This is a genomic window from Noviherbaspirillum sp. FW303-A3 (assembly GCF_058788695.1).
In genome coordinates this window covers 4,667,788-4,690,006 of sequence record NZ_JBYTAZ010000001.1, presented here as the reverse complement: position 1 = coordinate 4,690,006, position 22,219 = coordinate 4,667,788, and the positions used below count along the sequence as shown (strand labels likewise).

General features: G+C 61.8%; 24 protein-coding genes and 2 pseudogenes. 14 read left to right on the top strand and 12 right to left on the bottom strand.

The window, feature by feature from the left end; translation table 11 throughout:
• Positions 1–10 precede the first annotated feature (10 nt).
• A complete protein-coding gene (locus AC3WOY_RS22515; protein ID WP_492427840.1) occupies positions 11–1,294 on the bottom strand; it encodes an ISKra4 family transposase in 1,284 nt (427 codons plus the stop codon).
• A gap of 76 nt (positions 1,295–1,370) precedes the next feature.
• Here AC3WOY_RS22515 and selD point away from each other — a divergent pair.
• Positions 1,371–2,237 (top strand): annotated as a pseudogene (gene selD / locus AC3WOY_RS22510) (selenide, water dikinase SelD); the annotation flags it as partial.
• 142 nt (positions 2,238–2,379) lie between these two features.
• Here selD and egtD read toward each other — a convergent pair.
• Positions 2,380–3,309 (bottom strand): L-histidine N(alpha)-methyltransferase, encoded by a 930-nt coding sequence (gene egtD, locus AC3WOY_RS22505; RefSeq protein ID WP_492427838.1) that lies wholly within the window; start codon positions 3,307–3,309, stop codon positions 2,380–2,382.
• A gap of 94 nt (positions 3,310–3,403) precedes the next feature.
• Between egtD and AC3WOY_RS22500 the strand changes: the two genes are divergently transcribed.
• Positions 3,404–4,060: a phosphonate ABC transporter ATP-binding protein gene (locus tag AC3WOY_RS22500; protein WP_492427836.1), complete on the top strand. Its 657-nt coding sequence runs from the start codon at positions 3,404–3,406 to the stop codon at positions 4,058–4,060.
• 169 nt (positions 4,061–4,229) lie between these two features.
• On the opposite strand, the gene AC3WOY_RS22495 is transcribed toward AC3WOY_RS22500, so the two are convergent.
• Together AC3WOY_RS22495 and AC3WOY_RS22490 are read right to left on the bottom strand one after the other, a co-directional pair.
• Positions 4,230–4,871, bottom strand: a complete 642-nt coding sequence (locus tag AC3WOY_RS22495; RefSeq protein ID WP_492427834.1) for an NrsF family protein — start codon at positions 4,869–4,871, stop codon at positions 4,230–4,232.
• Positions 4,868–5,413: a sigma-70 family RNA polymerase sigma factor gene (locus tag AC3WOY_RS22490; protein ID WP_492427832.1), complete on the bottom strand. Its 546-nt coding sequence runs from the start codon at positions 5,411–5,413 to the stop codon at positions 4,868–4,870. The genes AC3WOY_RS22495 and AC3WOY_RS22490 overlap by 4 nt, the downstream gene beginning before the upstream one ends.
• Positions 5,414–5,802: 389 nt before the next feature.
• On the opposite strand from AC3WOY_RS22490, the gene AC3WOY_RS22485 reads away from it, so the two are divergent.
• The 8 genes from AC3WOY_RS22485 (at position 5,803) to AC3WOY_RS22450 (ending at position 11,058) form a co-directional block, all read left to right on the top strand.
• Entirely contained in the window at positions 5,803–6,039 is a 237-nt protein-coding gene (locus AC3WOY_RS22485; protein WP_492427830.1) for a hypothetical protein, read from the top strand.
• Positions 6,039–6,317, top strand: a complete 279-nt coding sequence (locus AC3WOY_RS22480; RefSeq protein WP_492427828.1) for a hypothetical protein — start codon at positions 6,039–6,041, stop codon at positions 6,315–6,317. The genes AC3WOY_RS22485 and AC3WOY_RS22480 overlap by 1 nt, the downstream gene beginning before the upstream one ends.
• A gap of 31 nt (positions 6,318–6,348) precedes the next feature.
• Complete coding sequence (locus tag AC3WOY_RS22475) at positions 6,349–7,578, top strand: patatin-like phospholipase family protein (RefSeq protein ID WP_492427826.1); 1,230 nt, start codon at positions 6,349–6,351, stop codon at positions 7,576–7,578.
• 126 nt (positions 7,579–7,704) lie between these two features.
• On the top strand, positions 7,705–7,848 hold the full coding sequence (locus AC3WOY_RS22470) for a hypothetical protein (RefSeq protein ID WP_492427824.1): 144 nt from the start codon (positions 7,705–7,707) through the stop codon (positions 7,846–7,848).
• A gap of 125 nt (positions 7,849–7,973) precedes the next feature.
• Positions 7,974–8,486, top strand: a complete 513-nt coding sequence (locus tag AC3WOY_RS22465; RefSeq protein ID WP_492427822.1) for a hypothetical protein — start codon at positions 7,974–7,976, stop codon at positions 8,484–8,486.
• Positions 8,487–8,586: 100 nt separating this feature from the next.
• Positions 8,587–9,624 carry a DUF3179 domain-containing protein gene (locus tag AC3WOY_RS22460; RefSeq protein WP_492427820.1) on the top strand — a complete coding sequence of 346 codons (1,038 nt, stop codon included), beginning with the start codon at positions 8,587–8,589 and terminating at the stop codon, positions 9,622–9,624.
• The gene (locus AC3WOY_RS22455; RefSeq protein WP_492427818.1) at positions 9,617–10,201 is read left to right on the top strand and encodes a hypothetical protein; all 585 of its coding nucleotides are present in this window, start codon (positions 9,617–9,619) and stop codon (positions 10,199–10,201) included. Before AC3WOY_RS22460 ends, AC3WOY_RS22455 begins: the two co-directional genes overlap by 8 nt.
• A gap of 74 nt (positions 10,202–10,275) precedes the next feature.
• Positions 10,276–11,058 (top strand): 3-hydroxybutyrate dehydrogenase, encoded by a 783-nt coding sequence (locus AC3WOY_RS22450; protein ID WP_492427816.1) that lies wholly within the window; start codon positions 10,276–10,278, stop codon positions 11,056–11,058.
• Positions 11,059–11,255: 197 nt separating this feature from the next.
• On the opposite strand, the gene AC3WOY_RS22445 is transcribed toward AC3WOY_RS22450, so the two are convergent.
• Together AC3WOY_RS22445 and AC3WOY_RS22440 are read right to left on the bottom strand one after the other, a co-directional pair.
• Positions 11,256–12,314 (bottom strand): cysteine hydrolase family protein, encoded by a 1,059-nt coding sequence (locus AC3WOY_RS22445; protein WP_492427814.1) that lies wholly within the window; start codon positions 12,312–12,314, stop codon positions 11,256–11,258.
• 255 nt (positions 12,315–12,569) lie between these two features.
• Complete coding sequence (locus tag AC3WOY_RS22440; RefSeq protein ID WP_492427812.1) at positions 12,570–12,695, bottom strand: hypothetical protein; 126 nt, start codon at positions 12,693–12,695, stop codon at positions 12,570–12,572.
• Between the two features lie 81 nt (positions 12,696–12,776).
• Here AC3WOY_RS22440 and AC3WOY_RS22435 point away from each other — a divergent pair, with 81 nt between their 5' ends.
• Positions 12,777–13,031 carry a hypothetical protein gene (locus AC3WOY_RS22435; protein ID WP_492427810.1) on the top strand — a complete coding sequence of 85 codons (255 nt, stop codon included), beginning with the start codon at positions 12,777–12,779 and terminating at the stop codon, positions 13,029–13,031.
• 71 nt (positions 13,032–13,102) lie between these two features.
• On the opposite strand, the gene AC3WOY_RS22430 is transcribed toward AC3WOY_RS22435, so the two are convergent.
• Positions 13,103–14,038 (bottom strand): DUF3179 domain-containing protein, encoded by a 936-nt coding sequence (locus tag AC3WOY_RS22430; protein WP_492427808.1) that lies wholly within the window; start codon positions 14,036–14,038, stop codon positions 13,103–13,105.
• A gap of 189 nt (positions 14,039–14,227) precedes the next feature.
• On the opposite strand from AC3WOY_RS22430, the gene AC3WOY_RS22425 reads away from it, so the two are divergent.
• From AC3WOY_RS22425 to AC3WOY_RS22415, 3 genes are read left to right on the top strand one after another with little or no spacing between them, the layout of a single operon-like run.
• On the top strand, positions 14,228–15,601 hold the full coding sequence (locus AC3WOY_RS22425; protein WP_492427806.1) for a mercuric reductase: 1,374 nt from the start codon (positions 14,228–14,230) through the stop codon (positions 15,599–15,601).
• Between the two features lie 3 nt (positions 15,602–15,604).
• Positions 15,605–16,048: a hypothetical protein gene (locus tag AC3WOY_RS22420; RefSeq protein ID WP_492427804.1), complete on the top strand. Its 444-nt coding sequence runs from the start codon at positions 15,605–15,607 to the stop codon at positions 16,046–16,048.
• Positions 16,048–18,159 (top strand): amylo-alpha-1,6-glucosidase, encoded by a 2,112-nt coding sequence (locus AC3WOY_RS22415; RefSeq protein WP_492429386.1) that lies wholly within the window; start codon positions 16,048–16,050, stop codon positions 18,157–18,159. Before AC3WOY_RS22420 ends, AC3WOY_RS22415 begins: the two co-directional genes overlap by 1 nt.
• Before the next feature lie 5 nt (positions 18,160–18,164).
• Here the strand turns inward: AC3WOY_RS22415 and AC3WOY_RS22410 are convergent, their stop codons facing one another.
• The 5 genes and pseudogenes from AC3WOY_RS22410 to merP form a co-directional block, all read right to left on the bottom strand.
• Positions 18,165–19,226 carry an NADP-dependent phosphogluconate dehydrogenase gene (locus AC3WOY_RS22410; protein WP_492427802.1) on the bottom strand — a complete coding sequence of 354 codons (1,062 nt, stop codon included), beginning with the start codon at positions 19,224–19,226 and terminating at the stop codon, positions 18,165–18,167.
• A 119-nt stretch (positions 19,227–19,345) separates the two neighbouring features.
• The gene (locus AC3WOY_RS22405) at positions 19,346–20,206 is read right to left on the bottom strand and encodes a sterol desaturase family protein (RefSeq protein ID WP_492427800.1); all 861 of its coding nucleotides are present in this window, start codon (positions 20,204–20,206) and stop codon (positions 19,346–19,348) included.
• A 3-nt stretch (positions 20,207–20,209) separates the two neighbouring features.
• Complete coding sequence (locus AC3WOY_RS22400) at positions 20,210–20,413, bottom strand: hypothetical protein (RefSeq protein ID WP_492427798.1); 204 nt, start codon at positions 20,411–20,413, stop codon at positions 20,210–20,212.
• 85 nt (positions 20,414–20,498) lie between these two features.
• Positions 20,499–21,890: pseudogene (gene merA / locus AC3WOY_RS22395) on the bottom strand (mercury(II) reductase); the annotation flags it as partial.
• 49 nt (positions 21,891–21,939) lie between these two features.
• Positions 21,940–22,215, bottom strand: a complete 276-nt coding sequence (gene merP / locus AC3WOY_RS22390; protein ID WP_492427796.1) for a mercury resistance system periplasmic binding protein MerP — start codon at positions 22,213–22,215, stop codon at positions 21,940–21,942.
• Positions 22,216–22,219: the final 4 nt, after the last annotated feature.

The window sequence follows — 22,219 nt, the reverse complement described above, 5'->3', positions numbered from 1 at the left end:
CGCTCCATCCTTAGCGATCGACGGCAGGGGCGCCATACTGATCCAGCTTGCGCCAGAACTGCTCCCAGCGGGTTGGTGTCAGCAGTAAGGCGCGCAAACTCAGGATGGCTTGGGCGCCGTCTTCTTTCCAGCGCATTCCGGAGCAGCACAGGCGTTGCTTGACCAGGGTTTTGCAGGCTGCCTCGGTCACACCCGAACCGATCGGCCACCCCATGTCGAGGTAGCGCTTGTAATGCATTTGATGCACATGGTTGGTGAAGTAGCGCATGCTGTCTTCCAGCATCCTGCGCCGCTCCCGTTCCCATCGCGCCGTATCGATCTCGCTCCATTCCGCCAGCAGCTTCTTCGCGCCGTCCCAGTCATGCTTGAGCGTCGAGCAGCGGCTCTCCAGCCAGTCCTGGCGCTCCCATGCCGCATGGCCGGCGAAGATCGCGTCTGCCGCCTGCGTCACATATTCGCTGGCATGATAGAAATCGAGAACCTGCTCATCTACATGCGGCCCCAGGAAATCCCAGTTGCTGCGGGCGCCATCGGCAATGCCGATCACGCGCACCTGCGGATACAACGCCTTGACATGAGCAATCTCGCGCTCCATGCGCTCGTGGAAGGCGGCTTTGCCATGTTCGGGCGCCGCCCCGACATAAATCGAATGCTGCCGTTCGCCACGCCGGTCGTACAGCGAAATACTGCCCGTCATCGCTTCGCGCCATTGACCTTCGCACATCAGCAGGCAGGTGCCGTCCGTGCCGATACCCACCGCCGTAATCTCGGCGTCCACTTGCGGCGTCGCGTAGGTCCAGGTTTCTTCCTTCGCTTGCACCACCGCGCTGGCGTACGCACCCAACTCCTGCACCAGCAGTTTCGACACCGGCCGGCCGTGGTTCTCGTCCAAATCGCGCTGCACATCGGCTGCCGCGTTTTGTGCCAACTTGTGCGCCACCATCTTCACAAATCGCGGCGTCGCGTTGCGCAGAATCCGCGCCCCTTGCTCCAGCGGACAGATCGTCTTGCCGCCACCCGCCTTCTGGTATGCATATCGCGCCAGCAGCACTTCGCCGTACGGCGTCTGGTAATACTTTTCCTTTGGCCGCTTGGCCGTCCATTTCTGCCCGCCAATCATGAGCGGTTCGCCGTCCGCGTCGAATTGCTTCAACGCTTCCACCGTCGCGGCCATGCCCACTTCGTTCACCGCCGCCGCAATTGCTTCTTCTGCCCTCAGGATCGGCCCGCCCACTTCGATCGTGGTTTCCACCGTGATCGTCGATCCGTTGCACTTCGTCACCCGCGTGCTCATCGCTGGCTCCTTCTCCAAGGCCACTACTGCCTTGGACAGTGCAACTCCTTTAGATATTCAATTCAGGTCGCACCCGGCGCTGATCGCCACGACCGACTTTTTCATGCCGATCGTGGACGATCCCTTCGATTTCGGCAGGATTGCGGCAACCAATGCGATCTCCGATGTGTATGCAATGGGCGGCACGCCGATCATGGCGCTGGCGCTGGTCGCGATGCCGATCAATCAACTCCCGGTCGAGGTGATCGGAAAAATCATCCAGGGCGGTGAGGCCGTCTGTGCGGAAGCAGGCATTCCGATCGCCGGCGGCCATACCATCGATTCGGTGGAGCCGATCTACGGCCTGGTCGTGATGGGTCTGGTGCATCCGGACAAGGTCAAGCGCAACGCCGATGCGCGGCCCGGCGACAAGCTCATCCTCGGCAAGCCGCTGGGTGTCGGCGTGCTGTCGGCGGCCTTGAAGAAGAATGCGCTCGATGCCGCCGGGTACCAGGCGATGATCGAGAACACCACGAAACTCAACAAACCCGGCAAGTCACTGTCGGCGATGGCGGGCGTGCATGCCTTGACCGATGTCACCGGTTTCGGACTGCTCGGGCATACGCTGGAACTCGCGCGCGGCGCTGGCTTGGGAGCCGTGCTGGACATGGCGCAGATTCCGTTGCTGCCGCAGGTGCAGGAATTCGCCGGACAAGGTTACGTCACCGGGGCATCGGGCCGAAACTGGGCCGGTTATGGACACGACGTCGTACTCGCGGAAGGCATTACGCCGGTGCAGCAGATGCTCCTGACCGATCCGCAAACCTCGGGCGGATTGCTGGTATCGTGCGATGCCGATACGGTGGATGAGGTGCTGGCGCTGTTTGCGCGCGAAGGCTTCGCGCATGCGGCAGTGATCGGCGAAATGAAGGCGGGCCCGGCAAAAGTGGAAGTGCGTCCCTGACCCTGGCAGATGACCCAACTGATTGCGGTAGAGGTTGAGTTGACGAAGGAAACCCAACATTGACGGTTGCCAGTGGGTCTACGATGTTGGCTTTCATTGAACTCAATCCAACCTACAAACCTGTCAGATTTATTTGAACGTTCTATCCGGCATATGCGTGGCACACCATGAACCAGCCCCGCGCATCGGTCCAGGTCCGGCGCGCGTGGAACCCGGCCTGTTCAAGGAGCGCCGCAAAGGCTTCCTGGGTGTACTTGTAGCTGTTCTCGGTGTGGATGCGCTCCCCTTCCGCGAAATGCCGACTGCCACCTTGCCACACGACCGTCAATCCCCGTCTGGCTTCCAGATGCATTTCGATGCGGCTTTCCTGGGTGTTGAAAAAAGCGCGGTGACGCCAGTCGCGCACATTAAAGTCCGCTTGCAGTAACCGGTTCAGGTGTAGCAACAGGTTCAGGTTGAACGAAGCCGTGACGCCCAATGCATCGTCATATGCGGCTTCCAAGATGTCCTTGCCCTTAACCAGATCGACACCGATCAACAGGCCACCGTCGGCATCGCAGGCGCCGCGCAGGTTGCGCAGGAACGCCACCGCCAGTTCGGGAGAGAAATTACCGATCGACGAGCCGGGGTAAAAGAACAGGCGTCGCTCGTGCCGCACGGCTTCCAGCAACACCAATCCGCCGGAAAAATCCTGTGCAACGGTGACGATATCGAGAGCCGGGAAGCGTTCCCGCACCCGTGCCACGGCCTCGCGCATGAATTCTTCGGAAATATCGACCGGCACGTACTGATCCGGCCGCAATGCCGGAAGCAGCCGTTCCGCCTTCGCACAATTGCCCGCGCCGAGATCGATCAGGGTCGTGTGCCGGCCGGCCGCGTGCGCAAACTCGGCCAGGTGCGCGTCGAAAATCGCAGCCTCGGTGCGGGTCAGGTAATACTCGGGCAACTCGCATATCGCCTCGAACAGCCTGGAGCCGAGCGCGTCGTAGAAGAACTTGGGTGAGACCGATGCCGCAGGCGCCAGCAGGCCTTCGCTCAATTCGCGGCGGATTGCATCGGTATCGGATTGCATTGAAGTCGGTGTCGGCATGAATAGGAATGCAGGTGTCGCGGCAGCTTTCCAAGTGTCTTGCTATGATACGCGATCATGCGAATTCGCTGACATCATGACATTCGATTTACGCGGCGTCTCGGTACGTCATCCATCTGTCACCGGCGCCGGCGCGCATGCCCTGTCCGGAGTGACAATCTCGGTTGCGCAGGGCGAGCAGCTCGCACTGATCGGCCCATCCGGTGCCGGCAAGACGACCTTGCTGCACGTCATGGCCTGCGCGCACCGGCCGGCCGCAGGCAGCTTCTCCCTGTTCGGGATCGATCCCTGGACGATCCGCGACGCGCAGCGCCATGCCTTGCGCCACCGCCTTTTCCTGGCTCCGCAAACACCGCCGCTGCCGCCGCGCCAGCGGGTAGTCACCGCCGTTTTGGCGGGGCGCCTGCCGCAATGGAGCCTGTCGCAGGCGTTCTCCTCCCTGATCCGCCCGGCCGATCCGCAGGCGGCATTCGATGCGCTGGCGCGTTTCAAGCTGGAGGACAAACTGTATGAGCGCGTCGACCGCCTGTCATGCGGCGAACGGCAGCGCTGTGCCATCGCGCGGCGGCTGCTCTCGCAGGCACGGGCATTCCTGGTCGATGAACCGCTTTCGGCACTTGATCCCGTGCTCGCGAGGCACACACTGACGGTACTGCAGCAGGAAGCCGCCGCACGCGACGCAACGCTGGTATGCAGTCTGCACCAAGTCGACCTGGCACGCGCGCAGCGGTGAGCGACGCAATGGTGGCTGCCTTGTACCGGCATGCGGATGGCATCGTGGCCGTGCCAGAGGTAGACATGTCCGACGCATCCCCGGCCCGCCCCACGGTCATGCGGCGCTGTTTCTAGACACCCGATCCTATGCCCGCAAGATACGCGTTGCGCTCGCTTCGCGCCCAATGCTACCAGCGCAACAGGTGCGGCCCCAGGAAGGCGCCTATCACCGTTGGGAGCAGCATCCCGAGCATGTTCCAGACCGCGAAGAAAGGCACCTGCGCTTCCGTACAGTGGAGAGCATAGATGATTGCCGCGACCGCGCCCGCAAACAGCCCGCCGCTCGCCCCGGCATATGCCAGCCGGGTCGGCGCTAGGCCCTTCATCGCCCAAATCACTGCCGCGAACAGCGGGATCGACAAGATCGAGATGGCGGCCACGCAGACCGCCCAGGAGTCGCCAAGAATCAGTCGCGCGCGTGTTCCCGGCACCGCATCCAGTAGTGCATATGCGCTGTATCCCCAAAGCGCCAATACACCTGCGGCGAGGGCAAGAGGCGCCCGGCCGACGGGCATCCCCGGGCGCGACAAGCGTGCCGCCGCACGGAGGGCGACGACGGCGATACACAATGGCGCACCGAGCTTCATCCAGAATATGAACTGTCCCGACGCCTGGGCGATATCCGGGCGCACGCCCAGAACCGTCCACATTATCAACGTGCTGACGGCGGCACCAGAGACCGCTGCGATGCCGAAGCGGCGCAAGCTTGCGAAGCGCGGGACGGGGCGCAGATCGGCCACAAGCAATTCGATCAGTTCATCGGTTCTCATGTTCGGCCTCGCATTTTCTTGCCAAGCAACTTCAGGCCGCGGTGTACCGCGACTTTCACCGCCGATTCCGACATGCCGCTTCGCCGGGCGGCTTCGGCGACCGACAACCCGTCTAGCTTGACGTATTGAATCGGCAATCGCTGCCGATCAGGCAACTGTTCGAGCAGCCTCTTTACATCGCAATGCGCCTGTATCGATTCCTCGTTGCACTCGGCCGACAATTCACTGTCCTCCTCCAAAGGATCGTTCAATGCATCATGTCTATGGCGGCGGCGCAGCAAATCCACCAGCTTGTAATGGGCAATTGCACGGACCCAGTTGATCAATGGCATATTCTGGTCATAGGTGTGGCGCCGATCGTGTACCGCCAGCAGCGTCTCCTGTACCAGATCCTCTACCTCGTCCGGCAAGCGGCCAAGCCGTTTCCGGAAGTACGCGTGCAAGTATCTCCCGAGCCCCATCAGAAGTGCCCGATACGCAGGACCGTCCCCGGCCGTGGCCCGCACCATCAGTTGGCGTAAGTGATCCTCGTCTGCGGACATGCTGTGGTCTATTGATGTATTCGTTATGGACGTGCAATGGGTTACACCAATGCATGGAAAAATTTTATGCGCGGCCTGTAACCGCCGGCAGAGAACAAGCGAACATAAAAGGAAGGACAGTGTCCCGCACTTTCCTCGGTTGGAGAGACGGCAGTTCTCGTCAGATGCTTCCGCATTGACAACGGGAATCGCTTCATCCCCTATCGTGGGAGCACTACTCAATGCGCGCCGCAAACTACGTAGACGTGCAAGCCGTCAGGGCCTTACACGCGACATGGGAAATATCGCCGGAACGATCGCGTGAGGCCGTTCTTCGAATACCTTACGCGAACGACAATTGTCCGATGTCGTGAAACCGCTTTTGTTCAACCGTCGAAATGGAGGATGTCATGGCAAGAATGATGACTTCTGAATGGCTGAGAGAGTCTTACCAGCAGGATAGAACCGACTGGCGCGCCGCCGTATGGGCAGGCATCATCGCCGGGCTTGTGTTCTTGATCGTGGAGATGGTGATGGTCATGCTGTTCATGGGCGAAAGTCCGTGGGCGCCGCCGCGCATGATCGCAGCGATGGTCCTTGGAAAGGAAGTGCTGCCCCCCCCGCCGATTTCGACCTCGGCATCGTAATGACAGCAATGATGGTCCATTTTCCACTGTCCATCATTTACGGTCTGAAGACAGGCTGGATCGTGCACCGCCTCAACGGCACCAACGTCTTGCTCATCGGCGGCGCGTTCAGTTTGGCGATTTACCTCATCAACTTCTACCTGTTCGCGCCCGCAATCTTCCCATGGTTCATGGAAGCACGGAACTGGATCAGCATCGTGGCCCACCTGATCTATGGCCTGGTGCTGGGCGGGACCTATGCCAGCCTGCGCCAGCATAGGCCAGCGACGCAACGCTGAAATCAGCCGTCTTGACCTGCGTCCGCACGGCATGAACGAATCCGCCTCATTTCCGAAAGGCGCCCACATCGAGCGCATCGCACTGGTTCTGCAAGGCGGAGGCGCGCTCGGCGCCTACCAGGCCGGCGTATACCAGGCGTTACATGAAAAGGGCTTCGCGCCGGATTGGGTCGCCGGCACCTCGATCGGCGCGATCAATGCTGCACTGATCGCCGGCAACGTCTTCGAAAATCGCGTTCCCCGCTTGCACGACTTCTGGCAAACCGTGGCGCGCACCGATCCGCTGGATGTGTCGTCGCTGCCGGAGCAATGGCGGCGCGCCTACGATGCCGCCGGCGTCACCACGACGATCCTGTGCGGACAGCCCGGCATGTTCGCGCCGCGCCTCGCGATCCCTTCCCTCCCATTCGTTTCCGCGACGCCGCAGCAGGCAAGCTACTACGACACGTCGCCGCTGCGCGAGACCCTGTCGCGGCTGGTCGATTTCGATTGCATCAACCAGCATTACATCCGCCTCAGCCTGGGCGCGGCGCATGTCAAGACCGGCCAGTCGCGCTATTTCGACAGCCTGTTCCAGCACATCGGCCCCGAGCACGTGATGGCCAGCGGTGCGCTACCGCCCGGCTTTCCGCCGGTGGAAGTCGACGGCGAGCTGTACTGGGACGGCGGCATCGTATCTAACACACCGCTGGAAGTCGTGCTCGACGACGTGCCGCGCGTAAACACGCTGTGCTTCATGGTCGACCTGTTCAACCCGGAAGGCCCAGAACCGGCGTCGCTGGCCGAGGTGTACGCGCGGCACAAGGACATCGCGTATGCCAACCGCTCGGCGCGCGGCCTCCGCGAGTATCAGGAAAAGCACAACCTGCGACGCGCGGTCGGCGCGCTCTACAAGTCGCTGCCGAAAGACAAGCGCGACGATCCGCGGCTGAAGGCGCTCGCTGCACTGGGATGCCGCACGACGATGGAAATCGTCCATCTGAACTACACAGGCAAGCCGTGGGAAACGGCGACCCGCGACGCCGATTTTTCGGCGGCGGCGATTCGCGAGCGCTGGGACCAGGGATATCGGGACGCGGCGCAGGTGATCGAAGAAGCCGCATGGCTGGGGCCGGTACCGATCGATGCCGGTGTGGTGGTGTACGAACAAAAACGAGAGGCGGCCGGGCACGTTGAAGCAACGGTCTTACCTGCGCGAGCGCAACCTCCGACCGAACGCAATCCTCAAACACACATCAAAAATTTTAGGCGCCTCCTGTAACCGCAAGAGGAGGAATAACGAAGTAACAAGGAGGCCGCTCGATTCCTGCATTTCCCATCGCAAGAAGGCTGCTTTCTTGAAACACGGCAGCGGGTTGAAGGGCAAACCCTTTGATGGAGATTCACCATGAAGACGATTTCAATCATTTTCATCCTGAGCTTGCTGACCGGTTGCGCGAACATGCAGCCGACGGGTAGCGGCGGTACCGGTAGCGGCGCGGGAGGCAACGGATTTCCGGACCCGACCGAGGATATTTACTTCGGCGGTTGAAAGAACCGCGCGAAAACTATTCGTCAAGCTCTCCGCAGCTTTCCATAAAGGAGAACGCAACGTATCAAAAATGCGGGTGGCCGTCATCTTGAGACCGCCCTGCACAACCGGGAAAGGAGAATGTCATGGCACGAATGATGTCTACTGAATGGTTTAGAGAGTCCTACCAGCAGGACAAAACGGACTGGCGAGCCGCCGGATGGGCGGGTGTGATCGCCGGGATCGTGTTCCTGATCGTGGAGATGCTGATGGTCATGGTATTCATGGGTCAGAGCCCATGGGGACCGCCACGCATGATGGCGGCGATAGTCCTTGGAAAGGATGTCTTGCCGCCGCCCGCCACTTTCGACTTCGGCATCGTGATGGCCGCGATGCTGGTCCACTTCGTGCTGTCCACCATTTACGGCTATGCCGCGGGGTGGATCGTGCACCGTCTCAGCGGCACCAATGTCTTGCTCATTGGTGCCGTGTTCGGCCTGGCGATCTACTTCATCAATTTCTATCTGATCGCTCCCGCGGCCTTTCCCTGGTTCATGGAAGCGCGGAACTGGATCGGCGTGGTAGCCCACCTGATCTTCGGCCTGGTATTGGGGATTTCCTACGCGGGTCTGCGACGGCACAAGCCGGCGCAGCGATGATGAAGGTTGATCGAGCTTGTTCGCCCTCCCCGGGCCTTGCGCAGACATAACCGGTGCAAGGCCGGCGGACCTAGAGGGCGTTATCGAAGGAGCCGCTTTCATGCGTACCCCATCGATATCAAGCATTGCACGCGAGTGCACGATCCTTGCCGGACTGGCGCTTGCCATGGCTGCGGAGGCGAAACCTCCGACGCAAGCAACAACACTGCCGCTGCCCTATGCACTTGAACGATTGGCGGATGCCGCGATCTCCGGCGGGGTCCCGAAAGACGGCATCCCGGCTATCGACCGGCCGCGGTTCGAGACGGCCGCGCAAGCAAACGATTTCTTGCGGCCCGATGACGTGGTCTTCGGCGTAGTGATCAACGGAGAAGCCAGGGCTTATCCGCGTCGGGTGCTGGTCTGGCATGAAATCGTCAACGATGTCGTCGGCGGCGAAAGCCTGAGCGTGACTTACTGTCCGCTCACGGGCACGGCCATTGGCTTCAAGCGGGGAGACACCACGTTTGGCGTGTCGGGCAGTCTGGTAAACAGCAATCTGATCATGTACGACCGGGCAACCGGCAGCCACTGGCCGCAAATGCTGGGCGCCGCCATCTCCGGCCCGCTCAACGGCCAATCGCTGCAGACATTCCCGGTGGTGTGGACAAGCTGGCGCCAGTGGCAGGCGCACTATCCGGACACGCGTGTCCTGTCGCGACGCACCGGCTATGCCCGCAACTATCACCGCGATCCATACGGCAGCGGCTATAACCCGCCTACCGGTTATTACGCGCAAGGCGGACCGACTTTTCCGACGCTCAGTAGTGACCGCCGTCTAGAACCGAAAGAAATTGTGACGGGCGCTCGTACCGCAGAAGGCGCAGCGGCTTTCCGCAAGTCCACGCTGCGCGTCGCCGGTGTCGCGAACAAGACGCTGAATGGAACCACGCTGACCGCATTCCATGACCCGGCGCTGGATACGGTACACGTCTATCGCAATCCGGAACAACGCGAGTTCAGCGCCCGTGACGGTCGCTACAGCGACAAGCATGGCACTTGGCGTGCCGGCCAAATGCCGTTGGAGCCGGTACACGCCTACGATGCCATGTGGTTCGCCTGGGCCGCGTTCTTTCCAAAAACCGCACTCCATGAATAGTCCTGCCATCCGTAAAACCCGGCAAATGTTGCCGCTGTTGCGGCGATTTCCGCCGACACGGCGTTTGATCTACTGGTGCACGCCAATTTATGCGGTGCTCTACCTGTGGGCAATCGGCGATTTGAATTTTCATGGCTGGCGACCGGATATTTCGCTGTTCTGGGCGCACGCGCCGATGGAGATGCTTTTCAAGCAACGCAATCTGTTTTATTTCGAGGGCATTGCCATCGTCAATCTGGGCCTGGCAACCTACTTGTTCTCCCCCGTGAATTTGTTCATTGCCTTATTGCTTGGCTGGCTGGTGGGACTCAATCTCGCATTCACCTTTTTGGCGATCAGGCATTCCAAGGCGTATCAAGGCCGCAGTGCCGTCAACCTGCTGGCTTCCCTGCCGGCACTGCTGGCTGGAGTGACATGTTCGGCGCCAGTGATTCTGGTGTTGCTCGGCATCCAGGCCTCGGCTGCCGTGCTCGCCTTTTTCAGCGTGTTAGTAGCAATCGCCGTGCTGCTGTTGCTAAGTGCGCTGTTGTTCAATGCGGCCCATAGCAACGAAGAGGTCTTGCGACGTATTGGTTGAACCGCACCGAAACCCTTTTCTCAAAAAATGGAGTTGGTTGTTGACGACGCTGCTCAATGGAAAGGAGAACATACATGCCTATGCAAGACAAGGTTGCGATCGTGACCGGTGCGGCGAGCGGTATCGGCAAGGAAATCGCCGTCCGGTTCGCTCGTGAAGGCGCCCGAGTGTGCATTGCGGATCTGAAACTGGACGCGGCCACGGCAGTCGCCGATGAAATCAAGCGCAACGGCGGCGACGCGATCGCCGTGGCGATGGACGTCGCCGACGAGAAACAGGTCAATGCCGGGGTGGAGGAAACGGTGCGCCGCTACGGCGGCGTCGATGTCCTGGTAAGCAATGCCGGCATCCAGCATATCGCGGCGCTGGCAGATCTGGCGTACGCGGACTGGCGCCGTGTGGTGGCGATCCATCTGGACGGCGCGTTCCTGACCACTAAAGCCTGCCTGCGTCACATGATCGAAAGCGGCAAGGGCGGCAGCGTGATCTACATGGGTTCCATCCATTCCAAGGAAGCATCCCCGTTGAAAGCGCCTTATGTATCGGCCAAGCACGCGTTGCTGGGCCTGGCGCAAACGCTGGCGGAAGAAGGCGCGAAACACAACATACGCTCGAATGTGATTTGTCCGAGCTATGTCAAAACCCCGCTGGTGGAAAAGCAGATTCCGGAGCAAGCCAGGGATTTGAACATGAGCGAGGAAGACGTGGTCAGGAAAGTGATGCTGCAGCACACGGTCGACCAGGAATTCACCAGCGCGGAAGACATCGCGGAACTGGCTGTCTTTCTCGCCACCTTCCCGTCGAAGGCGCTTACGGGGCAGTCGGTGAATATCAGTCACGGGTGGCGGATGGATTGATTCGCTTCGGCTGCAGTTGCGCAGCGCGCCGTAAGGCGCCTTCCCCCTTTTAGGGGAATGAATGCGGGGTTTCGCAAAGCATGCTGCCGCTGTTGCCGGGGTCCGGAATCAAGATATCGGCAGCCGAACGCATCTCCGGCAGTCGGACAAGACAGCCTGTGGCACGAAACCCGCAGAATTGCGGATGCCGGATCCGGTTAACGTGTTGTTCGCGCCGGCTGGATCGACGGCGATCGCGACCCATACAGCTTGTCAACCTGCTGTGCCGGCGGTCCGAGTTTTTCCCGCAGCTGCATACGTGACGGCGCGTCCCGCCACGGCATATCGCCGACCACGAGCTTCGGCACATTGATGAATATCTCGCCGCCGGCGCTATGGACAATGGCATCGAGCGGTATGTAGACATCGTGGCTCAGTATACCGCGTCGCACCAGCATGTAGCCCTCAGCCACCTGCGTCGGTTGCGCCACCTCGGCCACGGTGCCGATCTCGCCGTGGTCCGACCCTCTGACGGTTGCGCCCGGCGCAATGTCGAGGGGCAGGTTGTGCGGTTCGTCCAGCGCCCGCAGAAACTCGTCGACGGTCATCACGGCATTGGCGAGCAAAGGATAATTGACGTGAAGCGATGCCTCGTACGCCACCAGGTTTTCGGCGCCGATGGCATCGGACAGGTAGGTGACGTCATATCCCCGTTCGACGGCATGGCGGCCGGTCGATTCGCAGCACAGATTGGCCGTCATGCCGGCAATGACAAGATGGGTTGCTCCCAACCGCTCCAGATGCACGGGCAGATCGGTTTCGAACACATCCGTCCCCTTGTGCGGCAGCAAGACGATTTCATCGTCAAGTGGCCGCAAGTCAGGATGAAAATCCGCGCCCCAGCTACCCGCCAGAAACATGCGCTTCTCGAACATGATCCGGTTGATGCCGCAGCGGCATTGCAGCCTTCCGTCCGCGTAGTCTTCCTCGGTATAGGCCATCGGGCCGAACAACACGGGGATGCCGCGTTGCCTCGCCCCTTCGATCGCTTGTTTCAGATGGCTGACGACGTCGTTCAGCTTCACCGTGCTCTTGGTCATTTCCCATCCTGCTCCGCCTTCGGAAAGGAAGTCGTTCACCGGGTCGATGACCAATAGCGCGGTTCGGTCTGCCGGAAAGTCGAGCCCGACCTGGGACTTTGCCCGATACACCTGCGCGCCGGGAGATGCCCCTGCGGAGATGGTGGAGGTGAAAGAGTTACTGGAAGATGGCAACATATGCACTCCTCTCATCGATAACTGTCAAGTTGGAACCAGGCGTGCAAACGGTGGTTCCGCTGCCAGGGAACGCGGCCGGGCGCTTGCTGCTGCACGCATAGTCGCGATTTCCTGCCTGACGAGTTGATTTCATGCAGTCCGCGCACCAGCGACTTGTCCGGCACCTGCAGTCCGCTTGCCGCATGGTCGATCAGGAGCAATCCTCGCTCAGTCGTTCTTGCCGGCGAAGCATTGCGCCTGAACCGTCACGTTGCCTCAACCACCCGGCCGGTAGATGTCATTGGCAGGATTTGAAGGGGCGACGCCATTACCGGAAGACGTCTCCAGACCGGCACAGCCGGCGATCAATAGTGCCAGGAATATGGCAGAAAGCGTTTTCATTGCAACTCTCCATCAACATGAACAATTCGTTTCTCCACTGGACATCTGCACAGTGAACCGGGCCGGAGCATCGGCACTGACATGCCCAATCTCGATGCTCTGTCATTTAGTGAAGAAGCATGGGCTGCATATCTCACTCAGCGCATGCGCTCCGTAAGACGGTATTCGTCAATGCCGCCGCATCCGGTTACAGCCGCAAGAAAAAAGCGTGGAATGTTTGAGCGTTCCAAGCATGCATGTGAGATTGAGGTTGACTTCCTGATTTATTCGATCGTGGTCAACAAGGGAAGAAACCGCATAAAAAGCGGACGTGCAAGGCTGGACGCCTTGCCATGATGCATCGTCGGATAAAGATGCGTGCAGAGAACTCCGGGCGTCCCGCGCTGGATCAGTTGTCGTCGAATGTTTTACTTTGCGTGAAAAACCTCGGTATCGTTGTGGAACGCGTACCATGCAAACCAGAATGCGATGATGCTCGGGATCTCCTTCCCGGCGGCGTCATACACGTTCCCGGTGCGGTGTTCGGGATCGAAACGCACGACGATCTTCTTGCCGCCGACGGTGTCCGTAATCTCGCCGCGGCGCTTGCTCAGTTCGACGAACGGATAAGCCTTGAATTTTCCGTACACTTCGACACCGATCACCTGCTCCTTGGGATGGTATCGCGCGCTCTGCCCCTTTACCGGGAACATGATGAGCGGATTCTGCGCATACCCCTCATACGGATCGCGCGCATAGTCGCGTGCAAAGCCGGTCTCGGTGGACAGCACGAGCGTATCGGAATGGCGCTTTTTCCAGTCGGACCAGGTGGTATGCGTGAGCGGCACAGAGGTCAGCCGCGTGCCTTTCAACGGCCCGCTCACCGCCTGCGACAGGAGCTGGGACCACAGCGAATCGGTCTGGCGGTCGTAGAGCAGGACGTCGCTGTTGTAGAGCAGGCCCGACACGCCGAAACTCAGCGGCTTACCGTTTGCATCGGAAAGATAGGCCATGCCGGTGCCGCAGAGCGGGCAGAAGGTCACGACCACGCGCTCGGCGCCGAACCTGTCGTTGACGATTTCGTGCCAATTCAGGATGCGCACCGGGTATGCTTTCGCGACGCCGCTACGCTCCACACCGAGCACGCGATCGGCATCATTGAGATAGCGCGCCTGTTCGGCCTTGAGAAACTTCGGCTGGTCGATCGCCGGAATGCCGTCCTTGGCCGGACCGCCATGCATGATGTCGTCCGGTGGCACCAAGGCATCGGAAAGATTGAAGCCGTTTTTCTGGATCGCAAATGCCGCTGCGGCGGCCACCAGCAACAGGCACGCAAGCACAAGCTTCTTGAGCGGTTTCATCATCGCCTCCACTGTCAACCAATATAAATAGACGCCCCATCCCCCGCCTTTCTTACATGCCTGCCGAATAAATATCGGCTGAACTTCACTGATTCATGCTTCTCCAAAATGCATGGATCACGACTCATTGCCGCCGGATATCGGCATTGCCGGACAACATGCGCGGTGTGACGAATCACAAGGAGCAAGGACATGAAAGCGTTTGATGTAGCGGTCATTGGCGCCGGGCAAGCCGGCCCAACGCTGGCGAAATCGCTTGCGAAAGCCGGACGGCGCGTCGCTCTCGTCGAGCGCAAGCAGGTGGGCGGATCCTGTGTGAATTTCGGCTGTACCCCAACCAAGGCGGCACTCGCGTCCGCACGCGTCATCCACCTCGCGCGCCGCGCCGGCGATTTCGGGATACGCGTGACCGCTATCCAGCCCGATTTCCCGGCGGTCCTGGCACGTGCAGCGGATATCGCACAGCGCATGCGCGACGCGCTGCAGAAAAGCTTTGCCGGGCGCGACAACCCTGTCCTGATCGCGGGGCATGCCCGATTCCTGGGTCGCGAAGGGGAACGCTTCCGTCTGACGACCGGACATGAGGAAATCCTCGCCACGCACGTTGTGCTCGACACCGGCACGCGCAGCGCGGTACCTCCTATCGACGGCTTGCAGGATATCGACTACCTCACCGCGGAGAACTGGCTGGAGCAGCGTGAGTTGCCGCAGCGCCTGGCGCTGGTCGGCGGCGGCTATATCGGCCTGGAGATGGCGCAGTTTTACCGCCGCATGGGCGCCGAGGTGACCGTGATCGAAAGCGGCGCGCAAGTCGCCGCACAGGAAGACCCCGACGTCGCGGGCGCTCTGCAGCAGATGCTCGAAGGGGAAGGCATCCGCTTTCGCATGAATGCCAAGGCGACACGCTGCCAGAAGACCGCTGACGGTGTCGCACTCACGATCGAGGACAACGGCAAAACGGAAGAAGTCAGCGCGACTCGGATTTTCATCGCATTGGGACGCAAGCCGAACACCGACGATCTGGGACTGGAGAACATCGGTCTGCATCCGACTGCGAAAGGGACGCTGGAAGTGGACGAACGACTCGGCACCGGCATCCCTGGCGTGTGGGCGGTCGGCGATATTCGCGGCGGCCCGATGTTCACCCATACCGCCTGGGACGATTACCGCATCGTCGAATCGCAATTATTGGGAGACGGCTCCCGCACCACCGATCGTATCGTGCCGTATGCGATGTTTACCGATCCCTCGCTGGGCCGCGTCGGCCTAACGGAAACGCAGGCACGCAAAGCCGGCAAGAATATCAAGGTCGGCCGCTTCGACATGGCGAGTAACGGCAAGGCAAAAGAGCTCGGCGAAATCGATGGCTTCATCAAGATCGTGGCGGATGCGGACAACCGGCAGATTCTCGGTGCGGCGGTGCTTGCCAGCGAAGGCGCCGAACTCGTGCACATCTATATCGCGTTAATGAATGCCGGCGCGCCCTATTCCGTTCTGGAAGACGCGATTCAAATCCATCCGACGCTGGCCGAGGCCGTGCAGAGCGCCGTCTCGTCCTTGCACTAGAAGATGGAGTTCCTGACCTGGAGCGAAGTCGATTTCGCCGGCGTGGTCCTGGCCGGCCTGGTGGCCGGCTATGTCATGGCGATCGCCGGTTTGTGGGCGGGCCAGATTCCCGGCCTGGTGGCCATCGACATCGCCGATTACGGCCGGCGCTACATGGTTTCCGACCGTGTCAGCGCCTGGTTGCTGGGCTTTGCTTCGCACCTGGTCAAGAGCGTGATTCTGGTCCTGCTGTGGGCGACCGTGATCCTGCCCAACCTGGACTGGCCGCAGCCGCTTGCGGGTTTGCTGTGGGGTGAGGTGCTCGCATTTACGCTGGCCGGCGCCTTTGTCGCGCCGCTGTCGGGTCTCGGCTTCATGGGCCGCAAGTCCGGATCATGGCGCTACGCGCTGACTTCCATCGTGCTGCATGCGATCTGGGGCCTCATTGTCGGGTTCATCTACGCGTGATGGATACGGTGCGCATCTTCAGTCCGACCGTAGTGCTGCATGGCGCGGGCGTCGCGCTGGTCTCCGATCTCGCCGGACAGATCCACGCCGAGGAACCATACGGCCTGTTCGCCGGCGACACCCGCGTGCTCTCGACATATAAATTCCAGATCAACGACTGTGCCTGGGAGTTGCTTGGCCGTACCCGTTCCGGCCATGGCAGCGCGCAGTGGCACTTTCAGAATCCCTCCCTGCGCGATGAACAAGGCGTGCTGGAGGCTGGAACCGTGGTGTTGACGCTCACCCGGCGGGTAGACGGCGCACTGCATGACGACTTCGAGCTTTCCACCTACGCCGGCAGGACAGTGCAACTGCGCCTGACCCTGCAACTCGATGCGGATTTCGCTGACCTGTTCCAGGTGAAGAATCAGTCGATTCCTGCGCGCCTGCACACATTGCGCGCGGTGCACGGCAACGTATTTACCTTGTGCTATGAGCATGCCGGTTTTCGCCGTGGGCTGCAGGTGCACTTTGGCGCGAACCCGTCTCCGGCAATCGCCGGCTCCCGCCTTGTGTTCAGTCTGGCGCTGTGCCATGGCGAGTGCTGGCATTGCTGCCTGGAGGCGCAGCCCGAGATCGATCGCCGCGTGTTGCGCATGGCGAATGACCCGCATCGCCCGGAGCCAGATCCGGTTAACCAGGCCAACCGCGTGGCGCTGCGCGCCGAATCGCTGCTGGCGCATCCCTTCGAATGCGGCCGGCAAGACTTGCACGCGCTGGCCATGCGGCAGGATGACAGTCCGCCCTACGTTGCCGCCGGCATCCCGTGGTTTCTCACGCTGTTCGGACGCGATTCGCTGTTTCCGGCCCTCATGGGAGGAATCGACGGCAGTTGGATGGCGGAAGGCGCGCTGGCCGCGCTCGCGCAGCACCAGGCGAGCACGCGCGATGACTATCGCGACGCCGAACCCGGCAAGCTGCCGCATGAGCTGCGGCACGACGAATTGACCCAGCGCGGCGAGCTGCCCTACTCGCCCTATTACGGCACGCACGATGCGCCGTCGCTCTATTGCCTCACGCTGTGGAATGCATGGCGCTGGACCGGAAAACAATCCTTGATCGACCGGCATTTCGACACGGCGCTGCGCGCGTTGCGCTGGTGCGAATCCCGCGGCGACGGTGACGGCGACGGATTGCAGGAGTACCTGCCGCACAGCCCGAAAGGCTATCGCAACCAGGGATGGAAGGACGCCGGCGACGCGCTCGTCTACGCGGATGGCAGGCAGGCGCAACCGCCGCTGGCGACCATCGAACTGCAAGGCTATCTGTACGCGGCACGCCTTGCTATGGCGGAGCTCATGGATGCACGCGGCGAGGCAGCACAGGCACGGCATCAGCACGAACAGGCGGCGGCCCTGCGCCGGCGCGTCGAGGAAGCTTACTGGATGGAACATGCTCGCTTCTATGCGTTCGCGCTTGATGGCGAGAAGCGGCAGGTCGATGCCATTGCGTCCAATCCGGCACACCTCCTGTGGTGCGGGCTGCCGGATCCGGAGCGCGCGGCAGCCATCGCACAACGCCTGCTGGCGCCCGACATGCTCACCGGCTGGGGACTGCGCACGCTGTCTTCGGACAATCCTGCGTACAACCCGATTTCCTACCAATGCGGGTCGGTCTGGCCGTTCGATACGATGATCGCGGCCGCCGGCTTGTGGCGTTATGGCGAGAGGACGCGGGCATTCGCGCTGATCAAGGCCATCCTCGATGCCGCCGAAAGTTTCGAATCCTGCCGGCTGCCGGAGTTGTTCGGCGGCTTCGACCGTTCGTACGGGGCGCCGGTCCCCTACCGGAAGGCGAACGTTCCGCAAGCGTGGTCGGCGGCGGCGCCGCTTCTTGCCGTGCAACTGATGCTCGGCATTGTTCCGGACGCACCGCATCGACGTTGCTACGTACAGCCGCTGCTGCCGGACTGGCTTCCGCGGCTGGCGTTGGCGAACATCAAGATCGGCGCAGGCCGGTTCGAGATTGTGGTGCGCCGCGATGGCGAACACACGGTCGTCGAACATCTGAAGGCGGAAGGCGTTGAAATTGTCGACACGAGTCCGCCGGCGCCGCTCTGGGGAGCGCCGTAGCTCGCTCATTCCGACTTGGCGGCAGGCGGTGTTTGCGGCCGGTAAAAGTCGCCGACGCGCCCTTCGCGCCGTTCCCGCGCGATGTTTTCGTCCGCATCGAACGGATGGCCGCCGAACCCATGTCGCATCATGATGATGGCGCGTGCCCAGTTCCTAGCCTGGTCGCGGGAACCGAAGAGTTGCATGACCGATTGCGCGATCACCGGCACCGCTACCTCCATGCGCAGCGCGTCGGCGAGCAGCCAGTTCACTTCGCCGGTATCCTCGATATAGGTGGAAGCCTGCTTCAAGCCGGGATCGGCCTTGCACGCGTCGGCGAGCAGATCGACAAGCCACGAGCGGACCACCGAGCCCTTGCGCCAGCATTCGAGGATGGCGCCGGTGTCGAGCTGTTCATGGTAATGCGTGAGAAGGTCGAAACCTTCGGCGATCGCCTGCATCATGCCGAACTCGATGCCGTTGTGGACGAGCTTCACGAAATGACCGGCACCGGGCGGCCCGGCATGCACATAGCCGCGGCCGGCGGCGAGCCTGAGCAACAAGGGTTCGATGGTCGCGACCTCCTCGCGCTCCCCGCCCGCCATGAAACACGCGCCGTGTCGCGCGCCTTCGAGTCCGCCGCTCGTTCCCAGATCGACGAATTGAATACCGCGCTCGCGCAGCCGCTGCTGGCGGCGGATGGAATCGCCCCAGTAGGAATTGCCACCGTCGGCGACGACATCGCCCGGATCAAGGGATTTGCCGAGTTCCTCCAGCACCGCGTCAACTGCCGTACCCGCCGGGACATACAGGAATATCACCCGTGGCGGACGCAATAGCGTGGCAAATCCGCTGAGCTCCCGGGTCTCGACCAGCCCTGTTGCCAGCAATTCGCGTGGCGCTCCGCTGCGGCTCGCGCCGACGACACGGATGCCGTTCTCCAACGCATGGCGGGCAATGCCGCCGCCCATCTTGCCCAAGCCGACCAGGCCGAATTCCTCGATCACCCTGTCTCGGCCAGTTTCGGGTTGCGCGTCGGTCATCGATACCTCCCGGTTCTCGGCAATGCAATGTTGCTTTGATTGCATCGACTCCTGCGGGTTCCGGCGCAATGGCATTTCTCATCCGGTGCGATGCGGACCTGGGTGTTCTTCTTCGCAAATCACGCCACGGTCGGTGACGGCCAATCCGCCATCCCCATGGCGATTCATTCCATGCGCTGGCGCCGGAAAGGCAGCGCGATCAGGTCTGGCAACCGAAGATCTTGCGCTGAGCGGTACGCGGACAAGCCGATTGTGATTCGAGCCTGGGGGACACCGGTTTTCCTCGTGCGATGCACGCTGTCCCAGACCGCCAAGCCGCTGGAAAAGTTGCTATGCCTTTCGTCCGGATTGGCGGAGTGATGAATGCCGTGCAGCCGCGGCGTCACGACCAGTCGGCTTAGCGGCTTTTCGACGCGCATCGGCAAGCGTACGTTGGAATGATGGAACAGGACCTCGATGAACGTCAGCCGTTGCCAGAGCGCCAAGACCGATGGGCGGATGCCGAGGATCGCCACCTGGGCAAGCCGCCACGGGACGGAAGCAAGAAACTCCAGCCAATGAAAGCGCAGGGCCGTGGTCGTATCGAGCGTCAGGTCCGTGTGATGCACCATGTGCGCGCGCCAGAGCCACGGCACCCGGTGCAGCAAGACGTGCCACCAGTAAAGGGTGTAGTCCAGCAAGACGATCCCGAGCAATTTTTCCGGCAATGGCCGTAATCCAAGCCGCAGAAGCAGGCCGATACGCTGATTTTCCACCCGCTCTGCGACCGGCTTGACCAGCGGCTGCTCGCAGCGACTGATCACCACTGCCGTGATCGCCGCCACCATGAGATTGCGCGCCACCCTGTTGCGGTCCGGCTCGGGGCCGGCATGGCGCAGCGGATAACGCCGCTCCAGCCAGAACAATGCGGCCAGGATGCCGCCGGCGGCGAGTGCGCCGGTCCATGCGCGCGTCCCCGCCGCATTTGTGGTACGTGAAGTATCCGGCACCCGATCCATGCCGTCTGCGCTCAAACTGGCCGGCATGTTTCAGCGCTTCCTCGGATTGACATCCTCCGGCGGCATGTCGCTCCCCACGTATTTGCCGTCGGCACCGATATCGTCCGGGTGGATCGGTTCCCGCCGGCCGTCCTCCCACGTTTGTCGGCCCGGCTCCGCCGGCCGCGGAATCGCCGAGGACTCCTGCTTTCCCTTGTTCCGGTCGGGGGTTTGGCGGATATTGTCGTTCCTCATGGTGGCCTCCTTCTGTTCCTTCCATGGTTCAGGCCACAGGTTCCCGGTATGGTTCCGACATCATTCGCGGACACATGGCCGGCCGCTATCCCGCGCAACAGGAAAGCTGCTTCACGTTCCTGGAAAAGGTTTGAGCAGCAAGCTTCAACCCTTCCACCATGGTCAGATACGGGAACAACTGTTCGGCAAGCTCATGCACCGTCATGCGCGCCCGAATGGCAAGTGCCGCCGTCTGGATCAGTTCGCCCGCTTCCGGCGCCACCGCTTGCACACCGATCAAGCGTCCGCTGCCGGCTTCGGCAACCAGCTTGATGAAGCCGCGGGTATCGAAGTTGGCGAGTGCGCGCGGTACGTTATCCAGCGTGAGCAGGCGGCTGTCGGTCGTCATCCCGGCTTGGCGCGCTGCGGCCTCGCTGTAGCCGACGGTAGCGACCTGCGGGTCCGCAAACACCACGGCCGGCACGACGGACAGATCAAGGGTGGCGTCGCCTCCGGTCATGTTGATCGCGGCCCTGGTGCCGGCCGCTGCGGCCACATAGACGAATTGCGGCTGGTCGGTGCAGTCGCCGGCGGCATAGATATGCGTGTTGCTCGTTCGCATGGTATTGTCGATGACGATGGCGCCGCGTGCATTAACCGCGATACCTGCGTCGTCGAGAGCCAGGCCGCGCGTATTGGGCGACCGGCCGGCGGCGACCAGCAGCTTGTCGGCGCGCACCTCGCCACCTCCGGTCGTGAGCGCGAACTCGCCATCCGCATGAACGATGCGGCTTGCCTCGGTATGCTCCAGCACGGCTATCCCTTCGGCACGAAACGCCGCCGCGATCGTCTCGCCGACCGCAGGGTCTTCGCGCAGGAGCAGCGTGCGGCGTGCCAGGATGGTCACCCTGCTCCCGAGCCTGGCGAAAGCCTGTGCCAGCTCTAGCGCCACCGCGGACGAGCCGATCACGGCCAGGCGCGCCGGGATCGTGTCGCTGAACAGCGCTTCGGCGGACGTCCAGTACGGTGTGTCTGTCAACCCTGGAATGGGAGGAATGGCGGGACGCGCGCCCGTGGCGACCAGGCAGCGGTCGAATGCGACTTCACGTTCGCCGCCTTCGTTGAGCCGCACGATCAGGCTGTTCCCATCCCGGAAGCGGGCTGCGCCGCGCAGCACGGTGATCGCAGGGATATCCGCCAGAATGCGCTCGTATTTCGCCTCCCGCATTGCATCGACGCGCGCCTGTTGCTGGGCCAGCAAGCGTTCGCGCGCGATCGCCGGCGAGGCAGCAGCTATGCCGCCGTCGAACGGGCTGGTACAGCGCAGGTGGGCGACGTGAGCCGCGCGGATCATGATCTTGGACGGCACGCAGCCGGTATTGACGCAGGTGCCGCCGATGGTGCCGCGCTCGATCAGCGTTACGCGCGCACCCCGTTCGACCGCCTGCAGCGCCGCGGCCACGGCCGCGCCGCCGCTGCCGATCACGGCGATGTGCAAGCTGCCTGGCGCGCCGGACTGTCCGGCGATGCGCATGATCTGTCCCATGCTAGCGTTTGACGTTGGAAGGGTAACCGGCATTGGCGGTCGCCTTCAGGATTGTCTGGACATCGACTTTGCCATCGTCGAAGGTGACGACAGCCTCGCGCTTCTCGTAACTCACCTCGGCCTTGCTCACGCCATCGACCTTGCCCAAGGCTTTCTTGACCGTGAACGGACAGGCGGGGCAAGTCATGCCGGGCACGGCAAGCGTGACGCTCTGCGTGGCGGCCCAGACCGGCGCGACCGCGGCGGCAAGCGCGAGTGTTGCGAACAACTTCTTCATGGAA

What these genes read in the sequence shown, in the direction of transcription:
- AC3WOY_RS22515 (WP_492427840.1), bottom strand. Translation starts at nt 1,294, where the DNA reads ATGAGCACGCGGGTGACGAAGTGCAACGGATCGACGATCACGGTGGAA.
- egtD (WP_492427838.1), bottom strand. Translation starts at nt 3,309, where the DNA reads ATGCAATCCGATACCGATGCAATCCGCCGCGAATTGAGCGAAGGCCTG.
- AC3WOY_RS22500 (WP_492427836.1), top strand. Translation starts at nt 3,404, where the DNA reads ATGACATTCGATTTACGCGGCGTCTCGGTACGTCATCCATCTGTCACC.
- AC3WOY_RS22495 (WP_492427834.1), bottom strand. Translation starts at nt 4,871, where the DNA reads ATGAGAACCGATGAACTGATCGAATTGCTTGTGGCCGATCTGCGCCCC.
- AC3WOY_RS22490 (WP_492427832.1), bottom strand. Translation starts at nt 5,413, where the DNA reads ATGTCCGCAGACGAGGATCACTTACGCCAACTGATGGTGCGGGCCACG.
- AC3WOY_RS22485 (WP_492427830.1), top strand. Translation starts at nt 5,803, where the DNA reads ATGGCAAGAATGATGACTTCTGAATGGCTGAGAGAGTCTTACCAGCAG.
- AC3WOY_RS22480 (WP_492427828.1), top strand. Translation starts at nt 6,039, where the DNA reads ATGACAGCAATGATGGTCCATTTTCCACTGTCCATCATTTACGGTCTG.
- AC3WOY_RS22475 (WP_492427826.1), top strand. Translation starts at nt 6,349, where the DNA reads ATGAACGAATCCGCCTCATTTCCGAAAGGCGCCCACATCGAGCGCATC.
- AC3WOY_RS22470 (WP_492427824.1), top strand. Translation starts at nt 7,705, where the DNA reads ATGAAGACGATTTCAATCATTTTCATCCTGAGCTTGCTGACCGGTTGC.
- AC3WOY_RS22465 (WP_492427822.1), top strand. Translation starts at nt 7,974, where the DNA reads ATGGCACGAATGATGTCTACTGAATGGTTTAGAGAGTCCTACCAGCAG.
- AC3WOY_RS22460 (WP_492427820.1), top strand. Translation starts at nt 8,587, where the DNA reads ATGCGTACCCCATCGATATCAAGCATTGCACGCGAGTGCACGATCCTT.
- AC3WOY_RS22455 (WP_492427818.1), top strand. Translation starts at nt 9,617, where the DNA reads ATGAATAGTCCTGCCATCCGTAAAACCCGGCAAATGTTGCCGCTGTTG.
- AC3WOY_RS22450 (WP_492427816.1), top strand. Translation starts at nt 10,276, where the DNA reads ATGCCTATGCAAGACAAGGTTGCGATCGTGACCGGTGCGGCGAGCGGT.
- AC3WOY_RS22445 (WP_492427814.1), bottom strand. Translation starts at nt 12,314, where the DNA reads ATGTTGCCATCTTCCAGTAACTCTTTCACCTCCACCATCTCCGCAGGG.
- AC3WOY_RS22440 (WP_492427812.1), bottom strand. Translation starts at nt 12,695, where the DNA reads ATGAAAACGCTTTCTGCCATATTCCTGGCACTATTGATCGCCGGCTGT.
- AC3WOY_RS22435 (WP_492427810.1), top strand. Translation starts at nt 12,777, where the DNA reads ATGCCCAATCTCGATGCTCTGTCATTTAGTGAAGAAGCATGGGCTGCA.
- AC3WOY_RS22430 (WP_492427808.1), bottom strand. Translation starts at nt 14,038, where the DNA reads ATGATGAAACCGCTCAAGAAGCTTGTGCTTGCGTGCCTGTTGCTGGTG.
- AC3WOY_RS22425 (WP_492427806.1), top strand. Translation starts at nt 14,228, where the DNA reads ATGAAAGCGTTTGATGTAGCGGTCATTGGCGCCGGGCAAGCCGGCCCA.
- AC3WOY_RS22420 (WP_492427804.1), top strand. Translation starts at nt 15,605, where the DNA reads ATGGAGTTCCTGACCTGGAGCGAAGTCGATTTCGCCGGCGTGGTCCTG.
- AC3WOY_RS22415 (WP_492429386.1), top strand. Translation starts at nt 16,048, where the DNA reads ATGGATACGGTGCGCATCTTCAGTCCGACCGTAGTGCTGCATGGCGCG.
- AC3WOY_RS22410 (WP_492427802.1), bottom strand. Translation starts at nt 19,226, where the DNA reads ATGCAATCAAAGCAACATTGCATTGCCGAGAACCGGGAGGTATCGATG.
- AC3WOY_RS22405 (WP_492427800.1), bottom strand. Translation starts at nt 20,206, where the DNA reads ATGCCGGCCAGTTTGAGCGCAGACGGCATGGATCGGGTGCCGGATACT.
- AC3WOY_RS22400 (WP_492427798.1), bottom strand. Translation starts at nt 20,413, where the DNA reads ATGAGGAACGACAATATCCGCCAAACCCCCGACCGGAACAAGGGAAAG.
- merP (WP_492427796.1), bottom strand. Translation starts at nt 22,215, where the DNA reads ATGAAGAAGTTGTTCGCAACACTCGCGCTTGCCGCCGCGGTCGCGCCG.